Source organism: Pseudomonas sp. LBUM1640 (assembly GCF_059716225.1).
In genome coordinates this window covers 6,692,004-6,711,968 of the sequence record NZ_CP166816.1, presented here as the reverse complement: position 1 = coordinate 6,711,968, position 19,965 = coordinate 6,692,004, and the positions used below count along the sequence as shown (strand labels likewise).

Sequence of the window (19,965 nt, the reverse complement as noted above, 5' to 3'; positions counted from 1 at the left end):
AGAGGGCTTACGATAACACAGCGTCCGCTTGGCAACAGCGGCGCACATGGCGCCTATGGATGGAAGGGAGGTGGGATGAGTATTCGCGATTGGCCTGTGGCGGAACGTCCACGGGAGAAACTTTTGGAATGGGGCGCGGCAAGCCTGTCGGATGCCGAGCTGTTAGCCATCTTCCTGCGTACCGGGGTTTCCGGCAAAAGCGCGGTCGACCTGGCGCGCCATTTGTTGGCGCAATTCGGTGGCCTTCGCCCATTGCTGGAGGCCAGCCAGGCGTTGTTCAGCAGGCATTTGGGGCTGGGGCCGGCGAAATACGCCCAGTTGCAGGCCGTGCTGGAAATGTCTCGACGCCATATGGCCGAACGCCTGCGCGCAGACTCGGTGCTCGAAAGCCCCTTGGCCGTGCGCGATTACCTCAAGGCGTTGTTGCGTCATGAGCCCCACGAGATCTTCGGCTGCCTGTTTCTCGACTCAAAGCACCGGGTGCTGGGTTTCGAGGCGTTGTTCCAGGGCACCATCGACGCGGCCGTGGTCTATCCGCGGCAAGTGGTCAAGCGCGCACTTGAATACAACGCGGCCGCGTTGATCCTGTGTCACAACCATCCTTCCGGGAGCGTCGAGCCGAGTGCGGCTGATCGAAAATTAACCAAATTGCTGCAAAAGGCCTTGGAAATGGTGGATGTGCGGGTGCTGGATCACATCATCGTGGGCGATGGTGACCCGCTGTCGATGGCCGAATACGGGTGGTTGTAGCCCCGCCCGGTTGAGGGCGGGGCGGGTTGTCAGGGCTTGACGCTGACCTTGGAGAAGTCCTGGCGCCCGAACGGGCTCACCTGGTAACCCTTGACATTTTTGCGGGCCAGGGCAAACGCGGTCGGGTGCGCCAGTGGCAGCCATAATGCCTGCTGCTGGATCTGCGCCTGGGCCTGCTGATACAGCTTGCTGCGCACGCCTTGTTCGCTGGTGGTCTTGCCGGCGCTGATCAGTTTGTCCAGGGCGGGGTCGCAGTAGCGGGCGAAGTTGGTGCCCGATTTTACCGCCGCGCAAGAGAACTGCGGGGTCAGGAAGTTATCCGGGTCGCCATTATCGCCAGCCCAGCCCATGAACAGCAGGTCATGTTCACCGGCCTTGGCGCGGCGAATCAGTTCGCCCCACTCAATCACGCGTATTTCTGCCTGGATGCCGATCTTGGCCAGGTCTGCCTGCAACAGCTGTGCGCCGAGGTTAGGGTTGGGGTTCAGCAGGCTGCCAGTCGGGCGCGTCCAAATGGTGGTCTTGAAACCGTCCTTTAGCCCGGCGCGGTCGAGCAGCGTCTTGGCCTTGGCGATGTCCTGTGGATAACCTGGCAAGTCCTTGGCATAGCTCCAGGTATTCGGTGGGTAAATACCATTGGCCGCTTCGGCAGTGCCTTCAAACACGGCCTTGAGGTAGCTGTTTTTGTCGAACGCCAGGTTGATCGCCTGGCGCACTTCCGGTTTGTCCAACGGCGGATGCTGGCTGTTGATGGCCACGAATGCGGTCATGAATGCGGCGGTTTTTTCCACTTTCAATGCCGGGTCTTTTTCGGCTTCGCCCACATCCAGCGGCTTGGGCGACAGGGCGATCTGGCATTCGTCGCGGTGCAGCTTCTGCAGGCGCACATTGGCGTCCGGGGTAATGGCGAAGAGCAAGTTATCCACAGCCGGTTTGCCGGCAAAGTAATCCGGGTTGGCTTTGTAGCGAACCACGGCATCCTTCTGGAAGCGCACAAAAACGAACGGCCCCGTGCCGATCGGTTGGCTGTTGAGTTTCTCTGGCGTGCCGGCCTTCAACAGCTTGTCGGCGTATTCGGCCGGGTAGATCGAGGCAAAACCCATGCTCAGTGCGGCGAGGAAGGTTGAGTCGGCGTGGTCCAGGGTAAAGCGCACGGTCAGCGGGTCGAGCGCATCGATCTTCTTGACCAGTGTCGGCAATTGCAGCGACTGCGCATGCGGGAAGCCGCTCTGGGCGATCTTGTGCCACGGGTTGGCCGGGTCGAGCATGCGTTCGAAGCTGAAGCGCACGTCTTCTGCGGTCAGGGTCCGGCTCGGGGTGAAGTATTCGGTACGGTGGAACTTCACACCGGGGTGCAGCTTGAAGGTGTATGTCAGGCCGTCCGGCGAAACGTCCCAGCTGTCTGCGAGGCTCGGTACCAATTTGCCGCTGTTCGCGTCGTAGTCCACCAGGCGGTTCATCAGCACGTCGGCCGAGGCATTGGTGGTGGTCAGCGAGTTGTATTGCACCACGTCGAACCCCTCGGGGCTGGCTTCGGTGCAAACGCTCAGGCTGGTGGCAGCGAGGGCCGCCGGCGCGATAAATAAAGGGGCTAGCAATAGCGGTAGGGCAGCGAGGCGCATATTCGGTTTCCTTTGCAGATCGAAGGCCCATCTGCGAGTGCAGTCTGGAAAAAGCCTACCGTAGAGGTCTGATTGATAAATGACTAGCCCATTTTTGCCTGTGCATTTGGGCAAAATGCTGTTTTGATGGCGCCTCAGCGCGTTTCGCCGTGCACTTCATCGTGCGTGCGGGCGCTGTAAATCATTCTGTGCGACGAGCGGTCGGCTGTTACAGCGGCCCCTCCTGGCAACGGTTCAGGCGTCTGTCGCCGAGATTTACGCCGGTAAAAACACACGGGCTGTTGTTGCACTGGGGTCTTTCTGGTATAAAGCAGCGCTCTTTTCTAGGGGCCCGGTTCCTTCACTGTAGGTGTAGCCGGTAAGACCCTTAAAGAAACGCGGCGCCTGGCGCCAAATGACTGAGAGATTAAGCGGCCAACCCATGCCGGGTTGGGCATGTGGTTTTAGAGGGCTGAGGCATGTCGAGAGTCTGTCAAGTTACCGGTAAGGGTCCGGTGACTGGGAATAACATTTCCCACGCAAATAACAAAACCCGTCGTCGTTTCCTGCCGAACCTGCAGCATCACCGCTTCTGGGTTGAAGAAGAGAAACGTTTTGTTCGCCTGCGTGTATCTGCCAAAGGCATGCGTATCATCGACAAGCGTGGCATCACTGTCGTGCTGGCCGAAATCCGCGCCGCTGGCAAGATTTAAGGAGCTTTATCATGCGTGAATTGATTCGAATGATCTCTAGCGCCGGTACTGGTCACTTCTACACTACCGACAAGAACAAGCGTACTACCCCGGACAAGCTCGAAAAGAAAATGTTCGACCCGCGCGTTCGCAAGCACGTGATCTACAAAGAAGGCAAAATCAAGTAATTGATTTTCTTCCTTGTGAAAAAAAGCCCGTCTCTCACGAGTCGGGCTTTTTTTTGCCTGCTCGTTCCCACGCTCTGCGTGGGAACGCCGCCTGTGACGCTGCGCGTCAGGCTTTTTGTTCGAACACCACGTAGATCTTGCGGCACGGTTCGAGCACTTCCCAGGTGCCGCTGAAGCCGGCGGGGATCACGAAGCGATCGCCGGCACGCAAGGTTTTGGCGTTGCCGTCAACATCGCGTAGCACCGAAACGCCCTGCACAATCTCGCAATACTCATGCTCGCTGTAGTTGACCTTCCACTGCCCGACTTCACCTTCCCAGACCCCGGCGCTCATCTGGCCGCACGGGCTGTTGTAGTGGTTGTAGAGGGTTTGTTCGGGGTCGCCCTTGAGGACTTTTTCGGCGGCAGGCCGGTAGCGTTCGGGGGCGGTGTTGGCTTGGCTGAAGTCGACGATGTCCTGGATGCTCATGTGCGTTTCCCGTCTGGCCTGCGGTTGGAGAGCCCAAAGTCTATGTTTATTAAAATGAACATCGCAAGGGCGTTTACTGCCGTTGTGTCAAATATATTGAAACACCCCCAGCCGCTGGTTTAGGGTGGCAGCTGCCTTGAGCCGAACAGCAGGCTGGCCGGGCAAGAATTCTTTGAGGCTGCCGGGGGACATCACCTGGCCCTTGTATTCAATAAGAGGAGGACGCTCGCATGACCACCCTGACCCGTGCCGACTGGGAACAACGCGCCAAGGATCTGAAGATCGAAGGCCGCGCCTATATCAATGGCGAATACACCGCTGCTGTTTCCGGTGACACGTTCGAATGCATCAGCCCGGTCGATGGCCGCCTGCTGGCAACCGTTGCCAGCTGTGACGCAGCCGATGCTCAGCGCGCCGTAGAAAATGCCCGCGCCACGTTCAATTCTGGTGTTTGGTCGCGCCTGGCGCCGGCCAAACGCAAATCTGCCATGATCCGTTTCGCAGCCTTGCTCAAGGCCAATGCCGAAGAGCTGGCGCTGCTCGAAACCCTGGACATGGGCAAGCCAATCAGTGATTCGCTTGGCATCGACGTCCCAGGCGCGGCCAATGCCCTGAGCTGGAGCGGCGAGGCGATCGACAAAATTTACGACGAAGTTGCCGCCACTCCACACGATCAATTGGGTCTGGTGACCCGCGAGCCGGTTGGCGTGGTCGGCGCAATCGTGCCGTGGAACTTCCCGTTGATGATGGCTTGCTGGAAACTCGGCCCGGCGCTGTCCACCGGTAACTCGGTGATCCTCAAGCCGTCCGAAAAATCCCCACTGACCGCCATCCGCATCGCGGCCCTGGCCGTTGAAGCCGGTATCCCAAAAGGCGTGTTCAACGTGCTGCCGGGCTACGGCCACACCGTGGGCAACGCGCTGGCGCTGCACATGGATGTCGACACGCTGGTGTTCACCGGCTCCACCAAGATTGCCAAGCAACTGTTGATTCGCTCCGGCGAGTCGAACATGAAGCGCGTGTGGCTGGAAGCCGGCGGCAAGAGCCCGAACATCGTGTTCGCCGATGCGCCGGACCTGCAAGCCGCCGCCGAGTCCGCCGCGGGTGCCATCGCCTTCAACCAGGGCGAAGTCTGCACCGCTGGTTCGCGCCTGCTGGTGGAGCGTTCCATCAAGGACAAATTCCTGCCGCTGGTGATCGAGGCCCTCAAGGGCTGGAAGCCAGGCAACCCGCTGGACCCGGCAACTACCGTCGGCGCGCTGGTGGACACCCAGCAGATGAACACCGTGCTGTCGTACATCGAAGCTGGCCATGCCGACGGCGCCAAGCTGGTCGCGGGCGGCAAGCGCACGCTGGAAGAAACCGGTGGTACTTACGTTGAGCCGACGATTTTTGACGGCGTGACTAACGCCATGAAAATCGCCCAGGAAGAGATCTTCGGCCCCGTTTTGTCGGTGATCACCTTCGACAGCGCCGAAGAGGCCATCGCCATCGCCAACGACACCCAATACGGCCTGGCCGCAGCGGTGTGGACGGCGGATATCTCCAAGGCGCACCTGACTGCCAAGGCCTTGCGCGCGGGTAGCGTGTGGGTCAACCAATACGATGGCGGTGACATGACTGCCCCGTTTGGTGGCTTCAAACAGTCGGGTAACGGTCGCGACAAGTCGCTGCACGCGTTCGACAAGTACACCGAGCTGAAGGCGACCTGGATCAAGCTGTAACCCTGTAGGAAACACCGCAGGCCAAATGTGGGAGCGGGCTTTTGTGGGAGCTGGCTTGCCTGCGATAGCATCACCGAAGTGTGGCTGACACACCGAGGTGCTTGCATCGCGGGCAAGCCCTGCTCCCACCTAAGCCCGCTCCCACACTGTTTTGTGTGTTCTCAAAATTATCCACAGGAGCGTGGAAATGCGTTGGGCGACTTATTTTGCCGTGCTGGCCTCGGTACTTAGCGTCGGCCTGGCGCTGGGCGTCAGCATGCCGCTGGTGTCCCTGCGCCTGGAAGGCTGGGGCTACGGCAGTTTCGCCATTGGCGTGATGGCAGCGATGCCTGCCTTCGGCGTCCTGCTGGGCGCCAAGGTTTCCAGCCGCATGGCCTCATGGCTGGGCACCGCCAACCTGATGCGTCTGTGCCTGTGGGCCGGTGCGGTGTCCATCGGTCTGCTGGCAATCTTGCCTAGCTACCCGGTCTGGCTGGTGCTGCGGCTGATGATCGGGGTGATCCTGACCATCGTGTTCATCCTTGGCGAAAGCTGGATCAACCAGTTGGTCATCGAGCAATGGCGCGGCCGCTTGGTGGCGCTGTATGGCTGCACGTATGCCTTGAGCCAATTGTCGGGGCCCTTGCTGCTGGGCGTGCTGGGCACCGACCATGATTACGGCTTCTGGGTGGGCGTGGGCCTGTTGATGGTCGCGCCGCTGCTGTTGCTGGGGCGTTCCGGTGCGCCGACCGCCGAATCCTTCAGCGTCACCTTCGGTGATTTGTGGCGCTTCTGCTTAAGCCTGCCGGCGATTGCCTGGGCGGTGGCGTTGTTCGCTGCGTTCGAAGCGATGATTCTGACGTTGCTGCCGGTGTATTGCCTGCAGCAAGGGTTCACGGCTGAGGTCGCCTTGGCCATGGTCAGCACGGTGGTGGTCGGCGACGCGTTGTTGCAGCTGCCCATCGGCGCATTGGCCGATTACCTGCCGCGCCGCACGCTGTTCTTGAGCTGTGCGGTGTTGCTGCTGGCCTCGAGCCTGGCAATTCCGCTGCTGCTGCTCACGCCGCTGATCTGGCCGGTGTGGGTGATCTTTGGCGCCAGTGCCGGTGGGTTGTTCACCTTGTCGCTGATCCTGATCGGCGAGCGTTACCGCGACGATGCGCTGGTACGCGCGAATGCCCACGTGGCGCAGCTGTGGGGCATTGGCTGCCTGATAGGGCCGCTGGTGGCGGGTGCGGGCAGCCAGTGGATCAGCGGGCATGCATTGCCGTTGCTGATGGCGGCCGGGGCGTTGGGGCTGGTGGTGCTGTTGCTGCGCCAAGGGGCGTTCGGCGCTGCACAGCCTGCCTGACTTGAAATGCAATCAAATGTGGGAGCGGGCTTGCTCGCGAATACGGTGTGTCAGTTGACGGACGTATTGACTGATCCACCGCCTTCGCGAGCAAGCCCGCTCCCACAGTTGATCTTCATTGTTCTTAGAGCATCCGTTCCAGGCCGACTGAGGTGGCGAACCAGGCATTAAAGCGGCGCCACCAGCTGCCAGGTTCGCGGGTCAGCGTGTGCAATTGGCCGTTGTCCTCGGTCACCCACACCACTTGGCCATCCTGCAATTTCGCCTCATAGCTCAACGCCGGCGCCATACCTTGCAACGCCAGGTTGCGCACGTGTTCCGCCAGCTCGGGGCTGTCTACCAGCACGCCGACTTCGGTGTTCCACAACACCGAACGCGGGTCGAAGTTGAACGAGCCGATAAACGACTTCTCCCGATCAAAAATCATCGCCTTGCTGTGCAGGCTGGAGTCCGAGCCACGGAACGAGCCCCGACGAAACAGGTGCGGGCCGCTGCCTGCGCTGGGGTCGCCGGGTTGGCGGCGCAGTTCGTAGAGTTTTACGCCGTGCTCCAGCAGCGCCTTGCGATACGGCGCATAGCCGCCGTGCACGGCCGGAACGTCGGTGGCCTCCAATGAGTTGGTCAGCAAGCTCACCGACACCCCCGCGTCGGCGCGGCCGGTCAGGTACACCAGCCCAGGCTGGCCGGGCACGAAGTACGCCGAAATCATGATCAGCTCATGGTTGACGCCTTCCAGCTCCGGCGCCAGTTGCGTGGTGAGCAGCAACCGCGGGTCCGGGTCGGCCTTGGCCAGCACCTTGCTCGGCGCATCCCACAACGCCTGGTTCCAGGCCCAGATCAGCTCGCGGCGCCAGATGTCCATGCGTGGCTGGGTCTGGTAGGTGCGCAAGCGGTTATACAGGGCATGGTTCTGTTGGCGAGATTCGGCCAGCGAGTCTTGCAGGCGCACGCGCGCGGCGGCCAGGTCGGCCTTGGACGGGGCGGTGGAGACGAAATCATCAATCGGCTTGCTCAGCGCGCTGTTCCAGTACTGGTCAAAGCTGTGCCCGAGCTGTTCGGCCACCGGGCCGACGCTGAGCATGTCGATGTCGGTGAAGTTCAGGTTGGGCTCGGCGTCAAAGTACTCGTCACCCAGGTTGCGCCCGCCGACGATGGCCGCGCTGTTGTCCGCCAGCCACAGTTTGTTGTGCATGCGCCGGTGTTGCAGCGACAGGTTGAACAATCGGCCCATGGCCCGCGTTGCGCCGGTGCTGCGGCCCAAGTGCAGCGGGTTGAACAGGCGGATTTCGATCTGCGGGTGGGCGGCGAGGGTGGCAATGACTTGGTCGAGGCCATCGCTGGTGGTGTCGTCCAGCAAGATGCGCACGCGCACACCACGGTCGGCGGCTTTGAGCAGTTCATCCACCAGCATGCGCGTGCTGATGCCATCGTGGACGATGTAGTACTGCAGGTCGAGGCTGCTTTGGGCGTTGCGGATCAGTTCGGCGCGGGCCATGAAGGCTTCGCTGCTGTTGGGCAGCAGGCGAAAGCCTGAGCGGCCCTGATACGGCGCGGCCTGGGCCTGGATCGAGCGGCCGAACGAGGATTGCGCGGCGGGCAGGGCGTCGCTGGGGACGCGCGCAGTATTGACCGTAGCGCAGCCGCCGAGGGCCAGGGTGCCCAACAGGAAAAACGGTAAAAGCCGTCGAATCATCAAGGGCGCTGCTTCCAGGTCAGGGCGGTTGTGGGTATATGACGGCTAATTTCGGCGAAAGGTCAGTCAGCCGCCTCGGCGAGCATCTTGATCGCTGCGGCTCCGACCTTGCGCACCGCTTCTTCGATCTGTGGGGTTGGCTTGGCAGCGTAGTTCATGCGCAGGCAATTACGGTATTTGCCGGAAGCGGAAAAGATGCTGCCCACCGCCACCTGTACGCCTTGTTCCACCAGCACGCGGTTGAGCTTGAGGGTGTCGAAGCCTTCCGGCAGTTCGACCCACAGCATAAAGCTGCCTTGAGGTCGGCTGGCGCGCGTGCCGGTCGGGAAGTAGCGGCTGACCCAGTCGAGCATCAAGTCGCGATTACGCTGGTATTGGGTGCGCATCCGCCGCAAATGCGGTTCGAAGTGGCCGTTCTTGAGAAATTCGGCGATGGCGATCTGCGGTTGGGTCGCGGTGGAGCCGGTGCTGATGTATTTCATGTGCAGCACCCGCTCCAGGTAGCGCCCCGGTGCCACCCAGCCAATACGCAGCCCTGGCGCCAGGGTTTTCGAGAACGAGCTGCACAGCACCACGCGGCCGTCTTCGTCGAAGGACTTGATGGTGCGCGGGCGTGGGTAGCTATAGGCCAATTCGCCGTACACATCGTCTTCGATGATCGCCACGTCAAAGCGCTGGGCCAGGGTCAGCAACGCGCGTTTGCGCGCTTCCGGCATGATGTAGCCCAAGGGGTTATTGCAGTTGGGGGTCAGCTGGATGACCTTGATCGGCCACTGCTCCAAGGCCAACTCAAGCGCTTCGAGGCTGATGCCGGTGAGCGGGTCTGTTGGGATTTCCAAGGCTTTCATGCCCAGGCCCTTGAGGGTCTGCATGGCGCCATGAAAGCTCGGCGAGTCCACGGCGACGATATCGCCCGGCTCGCAAATCGCGTGGATGCTGGCGGACAGCGCCTCATGGCAACCGGTGGTGATCACGATGTCTTCGGCCGTCAGCTGGCAGCCGGAATCCAATGACAGTCGTGCGATCTGCTCGCGCAGTTCCATACAGCCGAGAATGTTGTCGTAATACAGCCCCGGCAGATCCTGGCGGCGACTCACCCGTGCAAGGCTGCGTAGCAGGGGTTTCAAGGTGGGCGACAATACATCCGGCATGCCTCGGCCCATCTGTATGACGTCTTTGCGCGGCACCGCACGAATCAGTTCCAGTACCTGGTCCCACTGCGAAATTTCCACGGGTCGCTGGGCCGGGCGGCCCACCTCGGGCAGCGCCGGCAGCTCGCGCCCCACCGGCACAAAGTAGCCGGACTTGGGCTTGGGCATTGCCAGGCCGTTGTCTTCCAGCAACCGATAGGCTTGTTGCACGGTGCTCAGGCTGACCCCGTGTTCCACACTCAAGGCGCGTACGGAGGGCAAGCGGTCGCCGGGGCGATAGAAGCCCTGTTCGATGCGCGTGCCCAGCAATTCGGCGAGGTTGACGTAAAGGGTCATGGCGGTCGCTCCCGAGGGACCAGTACAGATAGGCGCAAAATACAGGATTCAGGCGTCCGTGGGCAGCATCTGTATGGATTTAATAAAAGTTGGTTGAATCTGTAATGGTTTGGCTCACGCGCTCACGCTAGTCACTCATGGCAACAAGCAAATGAGGGGCAGCAAAATGAGCGGCATAAGCGATGTGCGTCTGATGCTACACAGTCAGGAATTGCAGGCTGGGCAAGAACGGGCAACGGCGCCAAGGAATATCAGCCGCTGGAGCCTGTTCTGGCACCGCCGCCACACGCGCAAAGCCTTGCTGCACTTGACCCGCGAGCAACTGCGCGACGTTGGGCTAACCGCCGAACAAGCGCGCCAGGAAGGCCTCAAGCCATTTTGGCGCGATTGATCAGACCAGCTCTTTGAGCCGATGCCAGAGCATCCCCAACGCCAACAGCGGTGAACGCAGATGTTTGCCACCGGGGAAGGTGATGTGCGGCACTTGGGCGAACAGATCGAAACGACCCTGCTGCTGGCCGCTGATCGCCTCGGCCAGCAGCTTACCCGCCAAGTGCGTGGCGTTGAGGCCATGGCCGGCGTAGGCCTGTGCGTAATACGCGTTGGGTTGATCGACCAAGCGGCCAATCTGCGGCAGGCGGTTGGCGCCGATGCCGATCATGCCGCCCCACTGGTAGTCGATCTTCACGTCGGCCAGTTGCGGGAACACCTTGAGCATTTTCGGGCGCATGTAGGCGCCGATGTCCTGGGGATCACGTCCCGAATAGTGGCAGGCGCCGCCGAATAACAGGCGGCGGTCGGCGGATAATCGGAAGTAGTCCACCGTCACTCGTTGATCACACACGGCCATGTTCTGCGGCAGCAGGTTGGCGGCTTGTGCTTCGCTCAACGGCTCGGTGGCGATGATGTAGCTGCCGGCGGGCAGCACCTTGCCGCCCAGGTGCGGGTTCAGGCCATTGAGGTAAGCGTTACAGGCCAGCACCAGAGTCTTGGCGCGCACATTGCCCCGGGCTGTGTGCACATTGACCTGGGGGCCGTAGTCGATGCGCGTCACTTCGGACTGCTCGAACAGCTGCACGCCCAATTGCTGCGCGGCGGTGGCTTCGCCGAGGGCCAGGTTCAGCGGGTGCAGGTGCCCGGAGCCCATGTCGATCATGCCGCCCACATAGCGCTCGGAGCCGACTACGCTGCTCATCTCATTGGCTTGCAGCAGGCGTACTTCATGGCGATAGCCGAGGCTGCGCAATGCTTCGGCGTCCTCGGCCAGGTCTTGCAGATGCTGAGGTTTGTTTGCCAGGTCGCAGTAACCCCAGGTCAGGTCGCAGGGGATTTGATAGCGCTCGACGCGTTCGCGCACGATCTCTACGGCCTCCAGGCCCATCAGCTTCATCTGGTGTACACCGTCGGCACCGATCACGTTGGCGAACTGGTCCAGGCCATGACCGACGCCGCGAATCAGCTGGCCGCCATTGCGACCGCTGGCACCCCAACCAATCTTGCGCGCTTCCAGCAGCACCACGCTGAAACCGCGCTCAGCCAGTTCCAGCGCGGTGTTAAGCCCTGAATAACCACCGCCAATCACGCACACATCGGCGCTGACTTCGCCCGCCAACGCCGGGTAATCGGGTTGCGGCACGCTGCTGGCGGCGTAGTAGGAAGCGGTGTGCCGGGCGCTGGCGGTCATGGGGAGCATCCCTGTTTGGAAAATTTGACGCAGGATACAGCGGTCGGACGACGCTGTCTGCGCAGGGCGTTTTGCGTCAGAATCCACGTCTATTCGCCGTTCGGTACGTGTTTCGATGAGTTGCAACAGTCAGAAAATCAGCGCGCTGCGCCGCGAGATTCCTTCGTTCGAATGCGTTCCCGGCTGCCACGACTGCTGTGGGCCGGTAACCACCTCACCCGAGGAAATGTCACGCCTGCCGCGTAAGACCGCCGCCGAGCAGGACGCGGCGATGGACGAACTGAACTGTGTGCACCTCGGGCCGAATGGCTGTACGGTGTATGACGAGCGGCCGCTGATTTGCCGTTTGTTCGGCACCACCAAAACCTTGCCGTGCCCCAATGGGCGGGGGCCGGTGGAGTTGATTCATCCTCGGGTTGAGAAACAGATCCACGAATACATGGCCAGCACCCGGCAAGTTCTGGTCTAGCGACTGTACTCGGTCAAAAGGTGGGAGCTGGCTTGCCTGCGATAGCGGTGTATCAATCACACCGCTATCGCAGGCAAGCCAGCTCCCACCTTTTAGCACGTTGAATCAGTTAATCCGGGATCGGCAGGTTCAGGCTCTCCTTCACCTCTTCCATCACGATATAGCTCTTGGATTCGCGCACATGGGGCAACTTGAGCAGGATATCGCCGAGCAATTTTCGGTACGAGGCCATCTCTGAAATCCGCGCTTTCACCAAGTAGTCGAAATCGCCCGACACCAAGTGGCACTCCAATACATGCGGCAGTTTCAGCACCGCGCGGCGGAATTCTTCAAAGGTGTCGCCAGACTTGTAATCGAGGCTGATCTCGACAAATACCAGCAAACTGCCCTTCAAGTGCTGCGGGTTGAGCCGCGCGTTGTAGCCCATGATGATGCCTTCGCGTTCCAGGCGGCGCACACGCTCGGTGCACGGCGTGGTCGACAGCCCGACTTTTTCCCCTAGCTCCGTGAACGAAATTCGCCCATCGGTTTGCAGGATGCGCAGGATATTGCGGTCGATCTTGTCCAGCTCCCGCTTGGTCTGGGTGTTGGTACGCATAGGGGATACGCCTCTGTGAAAAGGGTTTTTGCCGAGAATTGTCGCCAAATATAGGTGGTTATATAGTGAAATGCACTGGCAATAGTTTTTTACACTGCGCTCATCATTGCTCGAATAACACACGTCAGCGGCCATGCCCGCGATGAGGATATAAAAATGCGCGTTCTGGTCTTGGGTAGCGGCGTCATTGGGGTGACCAGTGCCTACTATTTGGCGCGGGCCGGCTTTGAAGTCGTTGTGGTCGACCGTCAACCAGCCGCTGCCATGGAAACCAGTTTCGCCAACGCCGGCCAGGTGTCGCCTGGTTATGCTTCGCCCTGGGCCGCACCGGGCGTGCCGCTCAAGGCCATCAAGTGGCTGCTGCAGCGCCACGCGCCGCTGGCGATCAAGGCCACCGCCGATATCGATCAATACCTGTGGATGGCGCAGATGCTGCGCAACTGCACGGCCAGCCGCTATGCGGTGAACAAAGAGCGCATGGTGCGTCTGTCCGAGTACAGCCGCGACTGCCTCGACGAATTGCGCGCTGAAACCGGCATTGCCTATGAAGGCCGCAGCCTCGGTACGACTCAACTGTTCCGCACCCAGGCTCAGCTGGATGGCGCCGCCAAAGATATCGCCGTGCTCAAAGAGTCCGGTGTGCCGTTCGAGTTGCTCGACCGCGCCGGTATCGCCCGCGTTGAGCCGGCCCTGGCCAGCGTCACCGATATCCTCGCCGGCGCGCTGCGCCTGCCGAACGACCAGACCGGCGACTGTCAGATGTTCACCACGCGCCTGGTCGACATGTGTAAACAGCTGGGCGTTGAGTTCCGCTTCGAGCAAGACATCCAGCGCCTCGACTACGCGGGCGATCGCATCAATGGCGTGTGGATCGACGGCAAGCTGGAAACCGCCGACCGCTACGTGCTGGCCCTCGGCAGTTACTCGCCGAAATTGCTCAAGCCGCTGGGGATCAAGGCGCCGGTGTACCCGCTCAAGGGTTACTCGCTGACCGTGCCGATCACCAACCCCGCGATGGCGCCGACCTCGACCATTCTGGATGAGACCTACAAGGTCGCGATCACCCGTTTCGACAACCGCATTCGTGTTGGCGGCATGGCTGAAATAGCCGGTTTTGACCTGTCGCTTAACCCGCGTCGGCGTGAAACCCTGGAGATGATCGTCAACGACCTTTATCCTCAGGGCGGCGATTTGACCGAAGCCAGCTTCTGGACCGGCCTGCGCCCGACCACACCCGACGGCACGCCGATTGTCGGTGCCACGCCATTCAAGAACCTGTTCCTGAATACCGGCCACGGCACGCTCGGCTGGACCATGGCCTGTGGCTCTGGTCGTTTGCTGGCCGACCTGATGGCGAAGAAAACGCCGCAGATCAGCGCCGAAGGCCTTGATATTTCCCGTTACGGCAACCACCAGGAGTCCGCACAACATGTCAATCCAGCGCCAGCTCACCAATGAGCGCATGAGCCAGATCGTTGTTCACAGCGGCACCGTCTATCTGGCCGGGCAAGTCGGCGACGACATGAGTGCCGGCATTGAACAGCAGACCCGTGAAACCCTGGCCAATATCGAGCGTTTGCTGGACTTGGCCGGCACCGACAAAAGCAAACTGCTGTCGGTGACGATCTACTTGAAAGACATCGACGCCGATTTCGCCGGCATGAACGCGGTGTGGGACAAGTGGCTGCCCAAAGGCGTTGCCCCGGCCCGTGCCACCGTTGAAGCCAAGCTGTGCGAACCGGAAATCCTGGTAGAGCTGTCCGTCGTGGCCGCACTGCCTTAAACCCAGATCCTCTCCCGGCGCCGACGTTGTCTGTCGGTGCCGGTTTTTTTCACTCTGCCGCCTAGAAGCCTGCCGCCATGCGTCCTGCCCGTGCCCTGATCGACCTCCAAGCCCTGCGCCATAACTACCAATTGGCCCGTGAAGTCACGGGAGCCAAGGCGCTCGCCGTGGTCAAGGCGGATGCCTATGGCCATGGCGCCGTACGCGTGGCTCAGGCGCTGGAAGCCGAGGCGGATGGGTTTGCTGTGGCGTGTATCGAAGAGGCGTTGGAACTGCGCGCCGCGGGGATTCGCGCGCCGGTGCTGCTGCTGGAAGGGTTCTTCGAAGCCGACGAGCTGGCACTGATCACCGAGCATGATTTGTGGTGCGTGGTGCACTCGCTGTGGCAGTTGGACGCGATTGAGCAAGCCCGGCTGAGCAAGCCGCTGACCATCTGGCTCAAGCTGGATTCGGGGATGCACCGTGTCGGCCTGCATCCCAAGGATTACCACGAGGCTTATCAGCGTCTGCTGGCCAGCGGTAAAGTGGCAAAAATCGTGTTGATGAGCCACTTCGCCCGCGCCGATGAGCTCGACTGTGTACGCAGCAATGAACAAGTGGCGGTGTTCGAGGCGGCGCGCCAAGGTTTGTCGGCTGAAGTCAGCCTGCGCAACTCGCCGTCGGTGATGGGCTGGCCGAGCATGTCCAGCGACTGGGTACGCCCGGGCATCATGCTCTACGGCGCCACGCCGTTTGGCGAGGACCAAGCCATCGCCGCGCGTTTGCAGCCGGTGATGACCCTCGAATCCAAAGTCATTTGCGTGCGCGAACTGCCGGCCGGCGAGCCGGTGGGTTACGGCGCCAAGTTCATCACACCAAAACCGATGCGCATCGGCGTGGTTGCCATGGGTTATGCCGACGGCTATCCACGTCATGCGCCGACCGGCACGCCGGTGCTGGTGGCGGGGCAGCGCAGCCAGTTGCTGGGCCGCGTGTCCATGGACATGCTGTGTGTCGACCTCACTGACGTGCCCCAGGCTGGGCTCGGCTCCACGGTGGAGCTGTGGGGCAAAAATGTCCTCGCCAGTGACGTCGCGGCCGCCGCCGAGACCATTCCCTACCAGATTTTCTGCAACCTGCGCCGTGTGCCAAGGCTCTATTCCGGGGCTTGACCGTCGCCTACGAGTGGAGCTGGCCAGGATTTAGGCCCAAGTGTTGTAAATACTGAACGCTGTCGCCATGATAACGCTCAATTACAACAAAGCTGAATCCTAGGAGGCTCCTGCATTGGACGTCGGCGAACGACTGCAATCCATCCGTAAACTGAAGGGTCTTTCCCAGCGCGAGCTCGCCAAGCGTGCGGGTGTCACCAACAGCACCATTTCGATGATCGAAAAAAACAGTGTCAGCCCCTCGATCAGCTCCTTGCGCAAGGTGCTGGGCGGCATCCCCATGTCCATGGTCGAGTTCTTTTCCGAGGAGATCCTCCAGGAAAAACCGACCCAGATCGTCTATAAAGCCAATGAGCTGATCGACATCTCGGACGGCGCCGTCACCATGAAACTGGTCGGCCGCGCGCACCCGAGCCGGGCGATTGCGTTTCTCAACGAAATCTACCCGCCGGGCGCCGACACAGGCGAAGAAATGCTCACCCACGAAGGCGAGGAAACCGGAATTCTGGTGGAGGGCCGCTTGGAGTTGGTGGTCGGTCTTGAAACTTTTGTGCTCGAAGCTGGCGATAGCTACTACTTTGAAAGCACCAAGCCGCATCGTTTTCGCAACCCGTTCGGCGTGCCGGCGCGACTAATCAGCGCAGCCACACCCGCGAACTTTTGACAGAAGAGGCGTGCTGCCAGCGTTGCAGACACTCCCGTAGCTGTATCCGCATGGCTGAATCTCCCTTTATTTAATAGGGTTGTTTCGGCCAGACGGGCTAACCGTTATACTTTCGCCGCCTGCGAAACCGTGGCCGCAGGCGTGAATAGCCACCATTGAGGGTGAACGCGTGAACCTAATTATGAAAATGCTGGCTGCACCAGCAACCGTACTGGCCCTTTGGGCTGTCAGCGCTCAAGCTGCGACCAATGATGAAATTGCCAAGCGCCTGGAGCCTGCCGGCCAAGTCTGTGTTCAGGGCCAGGAGTGCAAAGGGATGGAAGTTGCAGTAGCGGCGGGCGGCGGTGGCGGAGCAAAAACGCCCGATGACGTGATCGCCAAGCATTGCAACGCATGCCACGGCACCGGCCTGCTGAATGCTCCGAAGATCGGTGATACCGCTGCCTGGAAAGAGCGCGCCGACCACCAGGGCGGCCTCGACGGATTGCTGGCAAAGGCGATCACCGGGTTGAACGCCATGCCGCCAAAAGGCACCTGCGCCGATTGCTCGGATGATGAGCTTAAAGGTGCGATCGAGAAGATGTCGGGATTAAAATAAAGGGATAAGCGCTTAAAAAGGTTAGCCCATAAAGTGAGCTAACCTTTTTGAACAGCAACAGTGCGTTCGCATAGTTTAAAGTACCAGCGTCGCCATTAATCCCACTGCGCCAAGAATGAATCCGACCAGCGCCCCGCGCCCTGGGAGCTCCTTTAGCATCGCATAAATGACGAGGGGTTCTAATATAAGCAGCAGTGTCAGTGACGCTACGGTAACGATCCATATATTGCCTGTGGCCTGGTAACCTAGCCAATAAGCAAAGACTAGGCTTATACCAGCAATACATATCAATAACATGGGTTTTAAAAATAACTCGGGATTTTCTATCACTCGCGCAGAAAGCTTTGATGCATACACTTCACTATAGATCGTTAGTATTTCGCCAAATACCATAAGCACCATGGATAATATTAAGTAGTGGCTGCTTTTCATTTTTTGTCTCGGGCGAGTAGGGTGAGTATTTTCCGTTTAGGTGCGGTGATAGTAGGCGTTTGAAGTTTTTAGCTGTTATAAGCGTTTCGTCTAGCGTGGCTGAAAATTCAGTGGCGATATTGGTAAGTTTTTCGCTGATATGTTTCTCAAAAATAGTTATTTTTACTCCGTTGTAATGATTTGATAACAACGGGAGCAGGCCTTGGGCGATGCTTCCGAAGCCAATAATTATTATATTTTTTATGTGCTTCATTGTGGCTCCTTGAGTATCTAAATGTTCGACAGAGGTAGCGCGGTTTGAAGTTTTTTTATGCTGAGATTGATAGTAATGCGCGGGTATGATTTGTGTTTTAATCGTGTCCTAAATGAACGTAGGTTTTTATTCAATAATTTGTAAGGTTTTTCTTTGGCTGAGAATGTCGGTTGAACCTTTAGGGTATGTTTCTGTTTTTATTGGGTTTTTATTTATCAGATTCTTCTCCCTCGCAGGGACAGCTTGTCAAATTGATGGCTGTTCATTGCAGCAAAGACCCGGCAAGCTCGGTCCAACCCCTAATCATGGAATGTTCAGGAGGGTCGGATGGTGCAGTTGTGTTCAATCGAGCAAGCAGTTGACGACGTACTGGCGCGTTTGCCCGCGCATATACACATGGGCATGCCCCTGGGCTTAGGCAAGCCCAACCTGTTCGTCAACGCGCTGTACCGGCGCATCGCCAAGTTGCCGGAGCGGGCGCTGACGATCTACACCGCGCTGGCCCTGGGGCGCCCAACCATGGGCGATGGTTTGCAAAAGCGCTTTCTCGAGCCCTTTATCGAACGGGTGTTCGGCGATTACCCCGAGCTGGATTTTCTCGCCGACCTGCACAAAGACAGCCTGCCCGCCAATATCCGCGTGCAGCAGTTCTTCATGCAGCCCGGCAGCTTGCTCCACAGTGCGTCGGCGCAGCAGGATTACGTCAGCAGCAATTACAGCCATGCCGCGCGCGACATCAACGCCGCCGGCCTGAATCTGGTGGCGCAACTGGTTGCCAGCAGCACTGAGCATCCTGATCGCCTGAGCTTGAGCTGCAACCCCGATATCACGCTCGACCTGCTGCCCATGATCGAGAAGCGCCGCAATGCCGGTGAAACCATCCTGATTGTTGGCCAAGTTCACAGCGACTTGCCCTACATGCCGGGCGATGCGGAACTGGGCATGGATGCGTTCGACTACCTGATCGACGAAAAGGACAGCACCACGCTGTTCTCCACACCGAACATGCCCGTGGGTTTCCAGGACCACTTTATCGGTTTGCATGCCAGCACCTTGGTGCGCGATGGCGGCACCTTGCAGATCGGCATCGGCTCTATGGGGGATGCGCTGACCGCCGCCTTGCTGGCGCGCCAGGCGGATAACGAAGCCTATCGACTGTTGCTCACCGACCTCGATGTGTACCAATGGGCGCCCTTGATCAGCCACGAAGGCGGCGTCGCGCCTTTTGCGCGCGGGCTTTATGGCTGCAGCGAGATGTTCGTCAACGGCCTGCTGGTATTGGCCGATGCCGGGATTATCCGCCGCAAGGTCTACCCGGATGTGGCGACCCAGGAGCAGGCCAACGCCGGCACCCTGGACGATGCGGCGCAGCCCGATGGTGTGTCGATCCATGGCGGCTTCTTCCTCGGGCCGCGTAGTTTTTACCAGCGCTTGCAGGAAATGACTCACGCCAAGCGTCTGGAATTCAACATGACGCGCATCAGCTATATCAACGAGCTCTATGGCCAGGAAGCACTCAAGCGCCTGCAGCGCCTGGACGCGCGGTTTATCAACAGCGCAATCATGGTGACGCTGCTTGGCGGGGGCGTAGCGGATCAGTTGGAAGACGGCCGCGTACTCAGCGGCGTGGGTGGTCAATACAACTTCGTTGCCCAGGGCCATGCATTGGAAGGTGCGCGTTCGATCCTGATCCTGCGCAGCTGGCGCGAGTCGGCGGGTGAGGTCAGCTCCAATATCGTCTGGGAGTACGGCCACTGCACGATTCCACGGCACCTGCGCGATATCGTCATCACCGAGTACGGGATTGCCGATTTGCGTGGGCAGACGGATGCCAAGGTGATCGAGGCGTTGCTGAATATCACCGACTCACGCTTCCAGGACGACTTGATCGAGCAGGCGCAAAAGGCCGGCAAGCTGCCCAAGGATTTCCAGCTGGACCCACGCTTTACCGACAATACGCCGCAGCGGCTCAAGGACATTCAGGCACGGCATCGCCGGTTGTTCCCGGAATACCCGCTGGGCACCGACTTCACGGATGAGGAGAAGGATCTGTTGCGCGCGCTGAACTGGCTCAAGAGCAAATTCAAGCTGACGGAGATTCTGGAGTTGGGCAAGGCGGCGCTGGATGCACCGGAGCCGCAGGTGTTTCCCAAGCATCTGGAGCGGATGCGGTTGGATAAGCCGGAGGGGTTGAAAGAGGATTTATACCAGCGCTTGCTGCTCGCCGGCCTACAAGCCACCGCGTATTAACGACCACCACAAATCAAATGTGGGAGCTGGCTTGCCTGCGAAGAGGGCCTGACAGTCGACATCTCTGTCGCCTGACACTCCGCTATCGCAGGCAAGCCAGCTCCCACATTTTGAATTGTGCCCACCCCAAATATTTGGGGTGTTATCGA

General features: G+C 59.8%; 21 protein-coding genes. 13 read left to right on the top strand and 8 right to left on the bottom strand.

Annotated features, from left to right (window positions below; genetic code table 11):
* The first annotated feature begins 75 nt into the window (after positions 1-75).
* Positions 76-750, top strand: coding sequence for a RadC family protein (gene radC / locus ACA065_RS29985; RefSeq protein WP_497692681.1), 675 nt, complete (start codon positions 76-78; stop codon positions 748-750).
* A 29-nt stretch (positions 751-779) separates the two neighbouring features.
* On the opposite strand, the gene ACA065_RS29980 is transcribed toward radC, so the two are convergent.
* Positions 780-2,372 (bottom strand): ABC transporter substrate-binding protein, encoded by a 1,593-nt coding sequence (locus tag ACA065_RS29980; protein WP_497692680.1) that lies wholly within the window; start codon positions 2,370-2,372, stop codon positions 780-782.
* Between the two features lie 458 nt (positions 2,373-2,830).
* Here ACA065_RS29980 and rpmB point away from each other — a divergent pair, with 458 nt between their 5' ends.
* Positions 2,831-3,064: a 50S ribosomal protein L28 gene (gene rpmB, locus ACA065_RS29975; protein WP_003176907.1), complete on the top strand. Its 234-nt coding sequence runs from the start codon at positions 2,831-2,833 to the stop codon at positions 3,062-3,064.
* Positions 3,065-3,075: 11 nt separating this feature from the next.
* Complete coding sequence (gene rpmG, locus ACA065_RS29970; RefSeq protein ID WP_003176906.1) at positions 3,076-3,231, top strand: 50S ribosomal protein L33; 156 nt, start codon at positions 3,076-3,078, stop codon at positions 3,229-3,231.
* A 106-nt stretch (positions 3,232-3,337) separates the two neighbouring features.
* Here rpmG and ACA065_RS29965 read toward each other — a convergent pair whose 3' ends face one another.
* Positions 3,338-3,700, bottom strand: a complete 363-nt coding sequence (locus ACA065_RS29965) for a cupin domain-containing protein (RefSeq protein ID WP_497692679.1) — start codon at positions 3,698-3,700, stop codon at positions 3,338-3,340.
* 230 nt (positions 3,701-3,930) lie between these two features.
* Between ACA065_RS29965 and ACA065_RS29960 the strand changes: the two genes are divergently transcribed.
* Both ACA065_RS29960 and ACA065_RS29955 read left to right on the top strand, forming a co-directional pair.
* Positions 3,931-5,424, top strand: coding sequence for an aldehyde dehydrogenase (locus ACA065_RS29960; protein ID WP_497692678.1), 1,494 nt, complete (start codon positions 3,931-3,933; stop codon positions 5,422-5,424).
* A 187-nt stretch (positions 5,425-5,611) separates the two neighbouring features.
* Positions 5,612-6,754, top strand: a complete 1,143-nt coding sequence (locus ACA065_RS29955) for an MFS transporter (RefSeq protein WP_497692677.1) — start codon at positions 5,612-5,614, stop codon at positions 6,752-6,754.
* 124 nt (positions 6,755-6,878) lie between these two features.
* Here ACA065_RS29955 and ACA065_RS29950 read toward each other — a convergent pair whose 3' ends face one another.
* Positions 6,879-8,447: a phospholipase D family protein gene (locus ACA065_RS29950; protein WP_497692676.1), complete on the bottom strand. Its 1,569-nt coding sequence runs from the start codon at positions 8,445-8,447 to the stop codon at positions 6,879-6,881.
* Between the two features lie 62 nt (positions 8,448-8,509).
* Positions 8,510-9,934, bottom strand: coding sequence for an aminotransferase-like domain-containing protein (locus tag ACA065_RS29945; RefSeq protein ID WP_497692675.1), 1,425 nt, complete (start codon positions 9,932-9,934; stop codon positions 8,510-8,512).
* Between the two features lie 166 nt (positions 9,935-10,100).
* Here ACA065_RS29945 and ACA065_RS29940 point away from each other — a divergent pair, with 166 nt between their 5' ends.
* Positions 10,101-10,325: a DUF1127 domain-containing protein gene (locus ACA065_RS29940; protein WP_497692674.1), complete on the top strand. Its 225-nt coding sequence runs from the start codon at positions 10,101-10,103 to the stop codon at positions 10,323-10,325.
* On the opposite strand, the gene ACA065_RS29935 is transcribed toward ACA065_RS29940, so the two are convergent.
* Positions 10,326-11,618, bottom strand: coding sequence for an NAD(P)/FAD-dependent oxidoreductase (locus ACA065_RS29935; protein ID WP_497692673.1), 1,293 nt, complete (start codon positions 11,616-11,618; stop codon positions 10,326-10,328).
* Between the two features lie 115 nt (positions 11,619-11,733).
* Between ACA065_RS29935 and ACA065_RS29930 the strand changes: the two genes are divergently transcribed.
* Positions 11,734-12,087, top strand: coding sequence for a YkgJ family cysteine cluster protein (locus ACA065_RS29930; protein ID WP_497692672.1), 354 nt, complete (start codon positions 11,734-11,736; stop codon positions 12,085-12,087).
* 109 nt (positions 12,088-12,196) lie between these two features.
* Here the strand turns inward: ACA065_RS29930 and ACA065_RS29925 are convergent, their stop codons facing one another.
* Positions 12,197-12,685 carry an Lrp/AsnC ligand binding domain-containing protein gene (locus tag ACA065_RS29925; RefSeq protein ID WP_003176896.1) on the bottom strand — a complete coding sequence of 163 codons (489 nt, stop codon included), beginning with the start codon at positions 12,683-12,685 and terminating at the stop codon, positions 12,197-12,199.
* Positions 12,686-12,841: 156 nt separating this feature from the next.
* Here ACA065_RS29925 and dadA point away from each other — a divergent pair, with 156 nt between their 5' ends.
* The 5 genes from dadA to ACA065_RS29900 all read left to right on the top strand — a co-directional run bounded on the left by dadA (position 12,842) and on the right by ACA065_RS29900 (position 16,881).
* Complete coding sequence (gene dadA / locus ACA065_RS29920) at positions 12,842-14,143, top strand: D-amino acid dehydrogenase (protein WP_497692671.1); 1,302 nt, start codon at positions 12,842-12,844, stop codon at positions 14,141-14,143.
* The gene (locus ACA065_RS29915; protein WP_145158111.1) at positions 14,115-14,468 is read left to right on the top strand and encodes a RidA family protein; all 354 of its coding nucleotides are present in this window, start codon (positions 14,115-14,117) and stop codon (positions 14,466-14,468) included. The genes dadA and ACA065_RS29915 overlap by 29 nt, the downstream gene beginning before the upstream one ends.
* Positions 14,469-14,545: 77 nt before the next feature.
* Positions 14,546-15,619: an alanine racemase gene (gene alr / locus ACA065_RS29910; RefSeq protein ID WP_497692670.1), complete on the top strand. Its 1,074-nt coding sequence runs from the start codon at positions 14,546-14,548 to the stop codon at positions 15,617-15,619.
* Positions 15,620-15,734: 115 nt separating this feature from the next.
* Entirely contained in the window at positions 15,735-16,283 is a 549-nt protein-coding gene (locus ACA065_RS29905) for a cupin domain-containing protein (RefSeq protein ID WP_497692669.1), read from the top strand.
* Positions 16,284-16,464: 181 nt separating this feature from the next.
* The gene (locus ACA065_RS29900) at positions 16,465-16,881 is read left to right on the top strand and encodes a c-type cytochrome (protein WP_497692668.1); all 417 of its coding nucleotides are present in this window, start codon (positions 16,465-16,467) and stop codon (positions 16,879-16,881) included.
* A 75-nt stretch (positions 16,882-16,956) separates the two neighbouring features.
* On the opposite strand, the gene ACA065_RS29895 is transcribed toward ACA065_RS29900, so the two are convergent.
* Complete coding sequence (locus ACA065_RS29895; RefSeq protein ID WP_497692667.1) at positions 16,957-17,313, bottom strand: hypothetical protein; 357 nt, start codon at positions 17,311-17,313, stop codon at positions 16,957-16,959.
* Complete coding sequence (locus tag ACA065_RS29890) at positions 17,243-17,566, bottom strand: saccharopine dehydrogenase NADP-binding domain-containing protein (RefSeq protein ID WP_497692666.1); 324 nt, start codon at positions 17,564-17,566, stop codon at positions 17,243-17,245. The genes ACA065_RS29895 and ACA065_RS29890 overlap by 71 nt, the downstream gene beginning before the upstream one ends.
* A gap of 327 nt (positions 17,567-17,893) precedes the next feature.
* Between ACA065_RS29890 and ACA065_RS29885 the strand changes: the two genes are divergently transcribed.
* Positions 17,894-19,816 carry an acetyl-CoA hydrolase/transferase C-terminal domain-containing protein gene (locus ACA065_RS29885; RefSeq protein WP_497692665.1) on the top strand — a complete coding sequence of 641 codons (1,923 nt, stop codon included), beginning with the start codon at positions 17,894-17,896 and terminating at the stop codon, positions 19,814-19,816.
* The last annotated feature ends 149 nt before the right edge of the window (positions 19,817-19,965 follow it).